The 11,865-nt window shown below is 45.1% G+C and carries 11 protein-coding genes; 2 read left to right on the top strand and 9 right to left on the bottom strand.

What is annotated here, in order from left to right; translation table 11 throughout:
• Nucleotides 1–334: 334 nt before the first annotated feature.
• Nucleotides 335–1,276 (top strand): endo-beta-N-acetylglucosaminidase H, encoded by a 942-nt coding sequence (locus tag ACE38W_RS17140; protein WP_375832497.1) that lies wholly within the window; start codon nucleotides 335–337, stop codon nucleotides 1,274–1,276.
• 114 nt (nucleotides 1,277–1,390) lie between these two features.
• Here the strand turns inward: ACE38W_RS17140 and ACE38W_RS17135 are convergent, their stop codons facing one another.
• A complete protein-coding gene (locus ACE38W_RS17135; protein ID WP_375832495.1) occupies nucleotides 1,391–1,654 on the bottom strand; it encodes a hypothetical protein in 264 nt (87 codons plus the stop codon).
• A 207-nt stretch (nucleotides 1,655–1,861) separates the two neighbouring features.
• On the opposite strand from ACE38W_RS17135, the gene ACE38W_RS17130 reads away from it, so the two are divergent.
• The gene (locus ACE38W_RS17130; protein WP_375832493.1) at nucleotides 1,862–2,470 is read left to right on the top strand and encodes a hypothetical protein; all 609 of its coding nucleotides are present in this window, start codon (nucleotides 1,862–1,864) and stop codon (nucleotides 2,468–2,470) included.
• Between the two features lie 68 nt (nucleotides 2,471–2,538).
• Here ACE38W_RS17130 and ACE38W_RS17125 read toward each other — a convergent pair whose 3' ends face one another.
• From ACE38W_RS17125 to ACE38W_RS17090, 8 genes are all read right to left on the bottom strand, one after another.
• Nucleotides 2,539–5,451 carry a DUF4132 domain-containing protein gene (locus ACE38W_RS17125; protein WP_375832491.1) on the bottom strand — a complete coding sequence of 971 codons (2,913 nt, stop codon included), beginning with the start codon at nucleotides 5,449–5,451 and terminating at the stop codon, nucleotides 2,539–2,541.
• A gap of 225 nt (nucleotides 5,452–5,676) precedes the next feature.
• Nucleotides 5,677–5,988: an iron-sulfur cluster assembly protein gene (locus ACE38W_RS17120; protein WP_375832489.1), complete on the bottom strand. Its 312-nt coding sequence runs from the start codon at nucleotides 5,986–5,988 to the stop codon at nucleotides 5,677–5,679.
• A complete protein-coding gene (locus ACE38W_RS17115; protein WP_375832487.1) occupies nucleotides 5,988–6,413 on the bottom strand; it encodes a SufE family protein in 426 nt (141 codons plus the stop codon). The genes ACE38W_RS17120 and ACE38W_RS17115 overlap by 1 nt, the downstream gene beginning before the upstream one ends.
• A gap of 10 nt (nucleotides 6,414–6,423) precedes the next feature.
• Nucleotides 6,424–7,671, bottom strand: a complete 1,248-nt coding sequence (locus tag ACE38W_RS17110; RefSeq protein ID WP_375832486.1) for an aminotransferase class V-fold PLP-dependent enzyme — start codon at nucleotides 7,669–7,671, stop codon at nucleotides 6,424–6,426.
• A gap of 15 nt (nucleotides 7,672–7,686) precedes the next feature.
• Nucleotides 7,687–8,991, bottom strand: a complete 1,305-nt coding sequence (sufD, locus tag ACE38W_RS17105; RefSeq protein WP_375832484.1) for a Fe-S cluster assembly protein SufD — start codon at nucleotides 8,989–8,991, stop codon at nucleotides 7,687–7,689.
• A gap of 90 nt (nucleotides 8,992–9,081) precedes the next feature.
• Entirely contained in the window at nucleotides 9,082–9,846 is a 765-nt protein-coding gene (sufC, locus tag ACE38W_RS17100; protein ID WP_375832482.1) for a Fe-S cluster assembly ATPase SufC, read from the bottom strand.
• Between the two features lie 74 nt (nucleotides 9,847–9,920).
• Nucleotides 9,921–11,366 (bottom strand): Fe-S cluster assembly protein SufB, encoded by a 1,446-nt coding sequence (gene sufB / locus ACE38W_RS17095; RefSeq protein WP_375832480.1) that lies wholly within the window; start codon nucleotides 11,364–11,366, stop codon nucleotides 9,921–9,923.
• 54 nt (nucleotides 11,367–11,420) lie between these two features.
• Nucleotides 11,421–11,747, bottom strand: a complete 327-nt coding sequence (locus ACE38W_RS17090) for an iron-sulfur cluster assembly accessory protein (RefSeq protein WP_167018189.1) — start codon at nucleotides 11,745–11,747, stop codon at nucleotides 11,421–11,423.
• Nucleotides 11,748–11,865 lie beyond the last annotated feature (118 nt).

The following is an 11,865-nucleotide window of genomic DNA, read 5'->3' as shown; positions in this document are numbered from 1 at the left end:
GCAGCATAGGGGTAGAGGAGACTAGAAACAGTATGCAGCTAAGCGATAAGTCTTTATTTATTTGAGATGTTTACTTTGTTTAGCAGGCAACCGCAGCAATCCCAATCAGGATAATTATCCCCTTTGCTAAACTATGCTGAAATCCTCTGTGGTAGGCAGCTTAAACGTTTTAGTTGTTTTATTGGATTTTAGTTATATTCAAGTAAGAATTCGAATTCCATTATTTTTTATTAGTCGGGATTTAGCACACTATTTTAACCCGTTATCTCTGCCAGGATGCGGCCAGGCATCTTTTTATCTATTCTTAACCATCAAACCCATCAAACCAAAAGTTATGAAATCGACATTCCACGGGACTTTCCTGACGTCCGTATTATTTATTTCACTTGTTATCCTCCTTGCCACTGCCTGTAAAAAGGACAATGCGCTGAGCAGTAATACTAACGTTAAAGCACATACGGAAACTGTTACCAAATCAGGCGGTATGTCTGTCTGTTATGTAGAAGTAAACAGCAACAGTATCCTGAATACAGGTAAGTACACACTTACCACTGGCGGGCAACAGCTGTTTGATATCGCTATCATCTTCGCGGCCAACATCAATTACAACACCAGTACCGGGAAAGCTGTATTGTACAACAATCCGCAGGTAACCAGTGTGCTGGTAAACAAGGCTACTCAAATCGTTCCATTACAGAACAAAGGCATGAAGGTTTTATTGTCTATCCTCGGCAACCACCAGGGTGCGGGCTTCTGCAACTTTACAAGTCGCACCTCCGCGCATAATTTTGCCAAACAACTGGCAGATACCGTGGCTTATTATGGATTGGATGGCATCGATTTCGACGATGAATATGCTGATTACGGCACTAATGGCACCGGACAGCCAAACGATAGCTCCTTCGTATTTTTACTTTCTGAGTTAAGATCATTAATGCCTGCTAAAATCATTTCTTTCTATTATTATGGCCCTGCTGCTTCCCGCTTGTCTTATGGCGGCCAGAAAGCCGGCGATTTCGTAAACTATAGCTGGAATGCTATTTATGGCAGTTATTCCGTTCCTAACGTTGCCGGACTAACGAAAAGTCAACTGGCGCCTGCCGCTGTTAATCTCCAGGCTACCAGCCAAAGTACAGCCGTGAGCCTGGCGAATTCCACCAAAACCAATGGCTACGGCGTTTATCTGTGGTATAATCTCACCAGTACAGACCAGCATACATATATGTCTGCCGTCTCCAATGTGTTATACGGTAGCGGGGTTACTTATACACCTTGATAGGAATCCTTATTAATTGAATAAAGTAGTATGCTAAATCGATTAATTAATAAATAATGTAAAACGCCGCCTTGCATTGCAGAGACGGCGTTTTTATTTTATGTACGGACTGTGCTAATTTACCGGTTTGGTATTGTGTTGATGTTGCTTGTTCTTTCCAGATTTACTCTTTGCCTGATGAGTACCCGGATTGGATGTATCCCGCTCTTGTGGTGGGAAACCGGGTTTACTTTGCTTAGGCGGAAATGTATCCTGCACCGGTAGGTTTACTGTAACGGGAAGATTAGCAGCCCTTGCCTGGTAGCTACTGCGCGGCATGAAAAATACTAATACCAGTAGCGCCATTGTAGTGATCATTGTTGTGGTTGGGCTTTTCATAAAATATAACTGGTTTAATGATTTGCTTATTATAATACTAATACTATGCCCTGATGGGCCATTTTCTTAACTGGTTGACTATAAACTTTTTAAATTTCTTAAGTAGGATGAGTTGGTAAAATCTTTGCTGGTGGCTGCTTGGGGAGTATGGCAACATTTTGGGGCGGAGTAGTTGAACTTTTTTCCTTTTCAATCCTTAGTTTAAGTATGAAGCAAATGTTACACGATTTCATCCGCACACATGTGCTGGGAAAAATGCTGGAGACCCCGGAATTAACTTATCAGCTTGAAAAAGGCGCCATGAAAGGGATCTACAGTGATAAGATGTTATTCTCTGATCTCTCTGAAACCGAAAACGGTATACAATTCCACATGACTACTGTTACCAATGAAAAAGTTTATAAGGTATTGCAAGATGGAACAGAAGGGCCGCTGGAAAAGGATTTTACAGGTACCAGCGTATTCCGGTATGAACTAGCCATGCGCAAATCTTCCGGGGATATGACGGGGTTTATGCACCTACTGTCTTCCACTGTACCTGCACATACCATGGAAGCAGTTGTATATGGGGTGTATAATGTCTATGTAAATGAAGAAGAGGTGAGTTGGAGAGAAGAACAGTTATTGTATAGAGATATGCCAGCTGGAGAAGACCGGTACCGCGCTGTAGCCTTCGATGCGGCCGTCCGCTGGTACCTGGAAGGAGGAAAGCTACGCTTCGGCTATATTCCTTTCTATTATGATTTTGATACCAAAACCCGCATCCGGAAAATCTCCACAGATACATACCCCGCCTTCATTTCCAAGGAGCTATAAAACAAAAAAGCCGCCTCTACTCAGTAGAGGTGGCATATTTGTTTTTGTATTTCGTATGTACGTTACTGTTATACCAGTTCGATTGTGGAGCCCGGCCTCGAAATATCTGTAACTGCCTCGGAATAGAATACTGCCGGAACTCTGTGCAGTGGCAACATATAAGCCCCCGCATTCTTATCAGTACGATGGAATTCTTCATCGCCTGCTTTCTGCAAGTCAATGAAGTAGAGGATACCCAGCTTACACTGGATACCTGATTCCAGGTAGATACCGGATAATTCTATCACGGCTTCTACCTGGTTTATATCGTCTGTTTTATGGAAAGACTGAGGCTTATTGTCCTCACTGGTCCTCAGCTTCCAGCCCTTTTCTTCCATCAGGTTGTTGAGGGCTTCTTGCTCCATGATGATATCTTCAAAATCATAAATCATCGTTTGCTGACGCTGCTGAATATTCAGCTCGGATACTGGCCGTTCCAGCTGTGCAAACCCAGGGATGATATGATGTGTTGCAAAATGTTGCTGCCATTGTTCTCTGCAGGTCGCATCAATTTGTAGTGGATGTAGCAGTCGAACAGTAGCCGTGTCTGGCAGCTCGTATGCATTTCCACGTACATCTATAAGCGTACTATTTTCGGTACAGCGAAAAGCGGCAGTAAATTGCCCTGCTTCATCGTAGCATGCCCATATGAGCCTGTTGGCAAATACAAACATGATTGGGTTGTGTAGAAACAGTGCATTCCATTGTGTGGCTGTCCAATTACGTTGTGTAATCAGAAACTGCTCCAGTCGGGAGGCCTGCATTTTCGCCAGCTCGGGTAAGTTTTTCTGTGTAGTTTTAAAGAACCTTTTTACAACAGCAGTTGTTTGCCCCGGAGGGGTTTTCATACGTCTGTTGCGTTTATTGAGGTAGCCTATACGAAAATCCAGGTCGACCATGCCTTTCCAGGTTTCATCTTTATTGATGAAAGGCTTCACCAATCCTTGGAATTCCAGGTCCGGTACAATCCTGTCGCCGAGTTCGTGCATGGTGAGTCCGAGTTCTGCTGCGGAGCGTGAAAGTGCTTGTCTGGCGGCATTACCCAGTGCTACACGACGCGTGATATATTTCCTGGCATATTTCTCTACAACTTGCAGCGATTTTTTCTCTGCATGGAGTGCGAGTGCAGCGAGTCCATGTTCTGCCTGTCGTGGCCTGCGGTTATTAATCCAGCTGCCAATGCTTTCACGAAGTGCATTGCCAAGTTGCTCGCCACCGGTAAGTGCAGCGGTAGCTAATATATATTTGAGCTGTGTATCGCCCTGATGTGCTTCGTAGATATGGAACAAGGCCATCGCGAAGTCGTCGTTGCGGGTCCTGTCCAGCAGTTCCAGCAATGGTTTGGCTTCTACGTCGGAACCCATTTCTTTAATGCGCGACATACGATAGATCAGGAACCTGCTTACTTCCAGTGGCAGAACGGTGCCGTCGTGCATGTATAACGGAGGTAATGCCTGGTCGTCCAGCCATTTTTCCATTGGTCTGGAAAGCTTGTTTCTGCGTTTCGCCGAAGCTACGAGATAATCGACTGTGGCTGGTTCTGCGGTATACTGGATGGTATTGCCTAATGTTTCCAGCATAAGGTCACGGGCATCGTCGTTGATCTCATTGTGCAGTGCCTCTTGTATGAGTGTACGTGCTTCTGCGGTATTGATGGTGCAAAGTATCAGCGAGGCAGTGAGGCGTTGTTCTGCTTTCTTGTATTGCAGCAGGCCAGCCGCTTTGCTGACAGCGTCCGCATCTTTTGCCAGGATTGGCGCCACGGCCATACGAACAGATTTCAGCTTATGCATGGTATAAGGCCAGAGCGCTTCCAGGTATAGACTTGGATCAAATTGTTCGAGTAATGGCAGCAGCATACGAATATCATAATCCTGATGCAACGCTTCCAGCAGCAGCGGTACGGCAGCTACCTGCAGTTGACGGGTCAGGATATCGAAGCAGTCTTGCGGCAGGAAGCGTTTCTCTGCAATAAACTGTTGCAGGTAAGCGATTCCTTCGGATGCATTATGTTGTAAAATACCGTGCAAGGCTATTACACTAAGCGGATAAGAGGCTACGGCATCCGCATGGAGCAGGGTAGAGGCATAGGCTTCTTCTGCGGGCGGTTGCTGCGTATAGTCGTGCAGGTATTGTCTGAATAATGGTAGAAGTCCGGCCTGGTAGGTATCTGGCTGATAGTTGGTCAGCGCCAGTTGCACACCAAGTTGTACGGCAACGGGTGGTGGTGGTCCTTGTATTACCTGTAGCATCAGCGGTTCATATTTGCTGTAATTATGCTGAAGTAAGGCGTTGGCGAGTTCACTATGCAGATACCCTGGTACCTGGGCCAGGAGTTGTTTTTCCAGGTAGGTCATCTCCAGTTCGGGATGACTTTTAGCAAGAAGACGAAAGAACAGGGAATTCCAGCTGAGATGTTCCCAGCGGTGAAGGTATGGTTGTATCGACGAGCTGTCAGTGGATTTGAGTAAGTCTTGCAAGAATTTTCTAACGGGAGAAAATTTCAATGGCATAAGGTCCATATTATTTCCTTCTCTCGAATAAAGAATCATCATGGAGCCTATTTTCTCAGGGGCAAAGCCCCTGTCTTGCAGGAAGTTGGTGAATGCACTAAAGCGTTGTACGATGGAATTGGAGCTGCCTGGCATATCTAGCATAGGAACGATATGCGAAAGAAATGCAGCTTCATTTTGGTCCCATACCTGTGGTTCGGATAGTAACTGTAAAACCAGTCGGTCATTATCATTCCATTGGTCGGGCAAAGACAGTAGCGGGATAAGTGCGCCTGCCATTGCAGCTTCGTCTGGTGTTGTCAGTACCGGGACTTCAGGTTGCCGGCCGGTGAGGAACAGGTGAATCGACACGACGGTTTCATGAGCATGGAGGTACCGTTGTTTCAGCCTTTCAATTATTGGTTGTGTCGCTTCCTCTGTATATGGCATAAGGTTTAAATAGATTCTGTTTAGTTTGTCTTCTTTGCGTAATTGAAATTATTTAATGATTATTTCGCCGAAGGCTGAATTTTGGCACAAATTAAAGAAAATCAAAAAATAAAAAAGCCAAATATCTAACTATCTCATTTTGGAGTAAGTTGACATTTGGCCTTAAATATATTATATGTCAGGGCGAGGCCCTGTTGATAGCTGCTTTTCGCCTTCGGAAATGGATTACAGGAATCCTAATTCCAGTTTGGCTTCTTCGCTCATCATCTCTTTTGTCCAAGGTGGATCGAAGGTTAGGTGTACATGTACATCTGTAACGCCTTCCACCCCACGAACTTTTTCTTCTACTTCGCGTATGATATCACCTGCTACCGGACATCCAGGTGCGGTCAAGGTCATATCCACGCCTACGCTAAAATCTTCTTTGATTTTAATCGCATAAACAAGTCCAAGCTCCCAGATATTCACCGGAATTTCCGGATCATATACTGTTCGCAGCTGTGTTTCTATTTGTTCTCTTATGGTTGCTTCACTCATTACTGGTTCATTTTAGCCTGGTAGGCTATTCCATAAAGTTTCATCTGTTTGAGCATACTCAGTAACCCGTTGGAGCGGGTAGGAGAAAGATGACTGCTTAAACCGATGGCATCAATAAAAAATATTTCTGCTTCAGCAATTTCTTTTGGAGAATGACCGGAAAGCACTGATATCACCAGACTCACCAGGCCTTTGGTAATAACGGCGTCGGAGTCGGCCGTGAAATAAAGTTTACCATCTTTTAGCTCAGCATGCAACCATACACGGCTCTGGCATCCTTTAATCAGGTTTTCCTCTTTCTTAAACGCTTCCTGAATCATGGGTAACTCTTTACCCAGCTGGATGATATATTCGTATTTATCCTCCCAGTTTTCCATGAAAGCGAAGTCCGAAACTACGTCTTCCTGTATTTCTTTAATCGTCATATTGGCCATTTTACAGCAGCATGGAGCTGGCACGTTTGATACCGGCCACCAGTTTATCAACTTCCTCCCTGGTATTATAGAAAGATAAAGAAGCTCTCACCGTACCGGGAATATTGAAACGGTTCATCAAAGGTTCGGTACAGTGATGACCTGTTCTGACAGCTATACCCTGTTGGTCCAGCAGTTCGCCCATATCAAATGGGTGAATGTTATGAACGAGGAAAGAAATGGCGCCGCTTCTGTTGGCTGCATCACCGATAAAGCGGATACCGTCTATCTGGCGAAGCTGGTCCATGGCGTATGCCATCAATTCCTCTTCCCATTGCTGGATGGCGGGAATGCCAACCTGCTGAAGATATTCAATTGCTGCACCCAGACCGATGATACCGGCAATATTAGGTGTACCGGCTTCAAATTTATGAGGCAGCACGTTATAAGTTGTCTTTTCGAAGGTAACGGTTTTAATCATTTCTCCACCACCCTGATAAGGAGGCAGTTTGTTGAGCCATTCTTCGGAGCCATAGAGCACACCGGTGCCAGTAGGACCATAGATTTTGTGGCCGGAGAAAACGAGAAAGTCCGGTTGCAGGGCCTGAACGTCAATAGAGATGTGCTGTACTGCCTGTGCGGCATCTATCAGTACTGGAATATTGCGTGCATGCGCCAGCGTTATTATTTCTTCCACTGGATTAACGGTACCCAGTGTATTGGAAACGTAGGTTACGGATACAATTTTAACGGTATCATCGAGCATGGCTTCGAAGGCATCCATTTGCAGTTCTCCCTTATCGTTGATAGGAATAACTTTCAGGGTGGCTCCGTTGTCTTCACATGCCATCTGCCAGGGAACAATGTTGGAGTGGTGTTCCATTGCAGAGATGATCACGGTATCACCGGCTTTCAGGAAGCGGCGGCTGAAGCCACTTGCTACCAGGTTAATACCGTCGGTGGTACCTTTTGTGAAGATGACCTGGTTGCTGTTAGGTGCATTGATATAGCCAGTCACAATATTGCGGGCTTTCTCGAATGCGTCTGTCGCTACCTGGCTCAGATGATGTACGCCACGGTGCACATTGCTATTATATGTTTCGTAGTAATGCTTCTCTGTTTCTATTACCACTGCTGGCTTCTGCGTAGTGGCTCCGTTATCGAAGTATACCAGCGGTTTGCCATGCACCAGCTGTTGCAGTATCGGGAAATCTTTCCTGACAGCAGCTACATCTAGTGCAGCGGTTTGTGTATTAGCAATATGTTCCATTGTACGTCGTCGTTGTTAAATGTTCATAATTGCCTCGATCTGGCCCTGGATATAGTCCTGGAGGGCAGGAACAGCAATTTCGTCTGTTACGTCGTGAGAGAAGGCATTTACCAGCAGTGCTTTTGCAGCATCTTCACCGATACCACGGGCGCGGAGATAGAACATGGCTTCTTCGCTGAACTGGCCGGCGGTAAAGCCGTGTGAGCACTTCACATCGTCAGCATAGATTTCCAGCTGTGGTTGTGAATTGATGGTTGCTTTATCACCCAGTAACAGGTTGTTGTTTTGCTGGAAGGCATTTGTTTTTTGTGCTTCCTGGTGTACGTGAATACGACCAGTGAATACAGCGTTGGCAGTATCTAACAATACGCCTTTATAGTGTTCGTTACTGTTACAGTTAGGCACCAGATGGTCCATGAAAGTATGGTTATCGATGTGCTGACTGCCAGTAGCGAGGTACAGACCTTTCAGGTTTGTTTCTGTATTGCTGCCATTGAGTACTACGCTCAGGTTATTACGGGTGAACGGTGTATTTGGCAGGGTGAAGTTGAAGTTGTGGTAACGGCTATCTTTCTGTTGCTGAGCAGCAGTAGTGTTTACCTGGCGGAAGTTTTCAGCGCCCTGTTGCACGTTGTAGTGCCAGAGTTCTGCATTATCTTCTACCACTACTTCTGTTACGCTGTTAGCGAATGCTACTGCATCCTGTTTAGGATGTACAGTGCTTTCAATAACGGTGCCGGCAGCGCCTCTGTGCAGGATCCACAGGTGACGTGGCTGTACAAATGCATGACGGTCGGAAGTATAAACATGTATCAGATGGATCGGTTTGTCCAGCGCAACATTTGCCTGCAGTTCGATGTAGAGACCATCGGCAAAGAGGGCAGTGTTGAGGTTGGCCAGTGATTCACCTGCAAGATGTTTCTGACTGTTAAACCATTTTACAAAACCGGGAGCTTCTGCAAAAGCGCTCATCGCGCCGATGCTGATACCTTTACCAGTAGGCAGGCTGGAAAGATCTGCCTGTAAATGGCCATTTACAAGAACTACACGGTAGCTGTCCAGTCCTGGAATGCTTGCTTCGTCAGCAATAGCAGCAGTAGTGGTAGCAGGTGTATTTATTAATTCATATGGATACTCTTTCAGGAAACGCTGGATATTGGTAAAACGCCATGCTTCCGTTTTCAGGGTCGGGAGACCTGTTACGGTATAACGTTCCAGTGCTTCGCGGCGGATATCCTGCAGGCTGTCCTGCGGAGCCGACAAGGCAGTTACATCTTCCGTTAAAGCCTGGTAAAAAGGTATCATGATATCGCTTGTCATATTGTTGCTTGGACTTTTACTATTACGAATTACTTTTTCAGTGTAGTCAGAGAAGATGGATTTCTCTGGCTGTTGTTCATCCGTAATTGGTTATACTGATTCTTTCTGGTGCTCTGCTTCTTTCAGCCAGTCGTAACCTCTTTCTTCCAGCTCCAGGGCCAGTTCTTTAGTACCTGTTTTGATGATACGACCATTGTACAGTACGTGTACAAAGTCAGGTACGATATATTCGAGCAGACGTTGGTAGTGAGTGATCACTACGAAGGATTTCTCCGCGTCGCGCAGTTTATTTACACCATTGGAAACGATACGCAGTGCATCGATATCCAGTCCGGAGTCAGTTTCGTCCAGGATAGCCAGCTGAGGGTCCAGCATAGCCAGTTGGAAAATTTCGTTACGTTTCTTTTCACCACCAGAGAAACCTTCGTTCAGGGAACGGTTCATCAGGTTGGTGTTAAAATCTACCAGCTTTTGTTTTTCTTTGGTAAGCTTCAGGAATTCTTTAGCTTCCAAAGGAGGCAGGCCTTTGTAGGTTCTTACCTCGTTAACTGCAGTTTTCAGGAAGTTGATGTTGGAAACGCCTGGAATTTCAACAGGATATTGGAAAGCCAGGAATACGCCTTCACGTGCACGGTCTTCAGGAGATAAATCCAGCAGATTTTTACCATTGAACCATACTTCACCTTCAGTTACGGTATAGTTATCGCGGCCAGCCAGTACGGAGGCCAGGGAGCTTTTACCAGAACCGTTAGGGCCCATGATCGCATGCATTTCACCTTTGCCAATTTCCAGGTTAATGCCTTTCAATATTTTTTTTCCTTCTACTTCTGCGTGCAGATTTTTAATCGTCAGCATGATTGTTTTATTTCGTTCTGTATGTTTAAATAGTTGGTAGTTATCAGTTACTGGTTGCAATAACCAATTTCCAACTATCCAACGCTTCCTTCAAGTGTAATAGATAAAAGTTTCTGTGCTTCTACGGCAAATTCCATAGGCAGCTGATTCAGTACTTCCTTCACGTAACCATTTACGATCAGTGCTACTGCTTTTTCGGTGTCGATACCACGTGCATTCAGGTAGAAGATCTGATCTTCACCGATTTTAGAAGTGGTAGCTTCGTGTTCGATCATCGCAGATTTGTTCCTGGACTCGATATACGGGAAGGTGTGGGAGCCACACTGGTTACCGATGAGCAGGGAATCGCACTGGGTAAAGTTACGGGCGTTTTCAGCGCGCGGACCAACAGATACGAGGCCACGGTAACTGTTATCGCCATGTCCGGCAGAAATACCTTTAGAGATGATACGGCTTTTGGTGCCTTTACCGATGTGATGGATTTTAGTACCCGTATCCGCAATTTGTTTGTTACGAACTACTGCTACGGAATAGAATTCACCTTCGGAATAATCACCCTGGAGAATAACGCTTGGGTATTTCCAGGTGATAGCGGAACCGGTTTCTACTTGTGTCCAGGAGATTTTACTGTTAGCTCCTTTACAGATACCACGTTTGGTAACGAAGTTATAGATACCACCTTTACCATCTTTATCACCAGGATACCAGTTCTGAACAGTGGAATATTTCACCTCTGCATTTTCCAGTGCTACGATTTCCACTACAGCCGCGTGCAGCTGGTTTTCGTCGCGCATTGGAGCCGTACAGCCTTCGAGGTAGCTTACATAAGCATTGTCGTCGGCAACGATGAGGGTACGTTCGAACTGACCGGTATTTTGTGCGTTGATACGGAAGTAAGTGCTTAGTTCCATTGGGCAACGAACGCCTTTAGGAATGTACACGAAAGAACCGTCGGAAAATACTGCACTGTTCAGTGCAGCGAAAATATTATCGGAATGAGGTACTACTGTACCAAGGTATTTTTTTACTAAGTCAGGATATTCCTGAACGGCTTCACCGAAAGAGCAGAAAATCACACCCAGTTCTTTCAGTTTTTCTTTGAAGGTAGTAACAACAGAAACGCTGTCAAATACAACGTCTACGGCTACACCCGTGAGAGCCTTTTGTTCGTTGATGGAAATACCCAGCTTGTCGAATGTTGCCAGCAATTCAGGATCTACTTCATCCAGGCTATTGAGCTGTTTCTTTTTCTTAGGAGCAGCGTAGTAGGAGAGTGCTTGTAAATCCAGTTCAGGCATTTCGAAATGCTGCCAATTAGGGAATTTCAGTTTTTTGAAAGCCTGAAAACCCCTCAGACGCCACTCGAGCAACCACTCAGGCTCATTCTTTTTTGCCGAAATAAAACGGATGATATCTTCATTCAGCCCTGGAGGTGCTATATCCATTTCAATATCGGTGGTAAAGCCAAACTCATACTCCTTATTGGCTATATCATCTATTATTTCGTTACTATTCATCATACAATTTTGTGATTTTGTGTTGTTCGGATGCTGCTGTTATTCCTGTCAAACATCTTATACAGCAAAGCTCTCGCCGCAGCTGCAGGTTCTGGTAGCATTCGGGTTATTGAAATACAGCCCTTTACCATTCAGACCATCTGAATAGTCCAGCTCCGTACCATATAAGTACAGTAAGCTCTTCATCTGAACTACGACTTTAACACCCTTGTCTTCAAATACCTGATCGCCTTCTTCTTCTGTTGTTTCGAATTTCAGCACATATTCGAGTCCAGAACATCCGCCTCCCTTAACGCCTACACGTACAAAGGTTCCTGGCGCATGATGTTCACTTTCCATCAGTGCCTTAATATATACTCCTGCCTTTTCTGAAACGGTTATCATAATCAGAACTGTTTTAAATAACTGAAGCCGGTTACCCGGCCAAAATATTGTACATTCTCATCCCGCGCTTTGGAGATTATTTTTTGCTATGACTGCTGTCTGTATTCTCTAAGCATCA

Origin of the sequence: Chitinophaga sp. Hz27, from assembly GCF_042263525.1 — a bacterium.
Taxonomy (GTDB): domain Bacteria; phylum Bacteroidota; class Bacteroidia; order Chitinophagales; family Chitinophagaceae; genus Chitinophaga.
The sequence above is the reverse complement of the archived record's forward strand: the minus strand, read 5'-3'. Positions and strand labels throughout refer to the sequence as shown.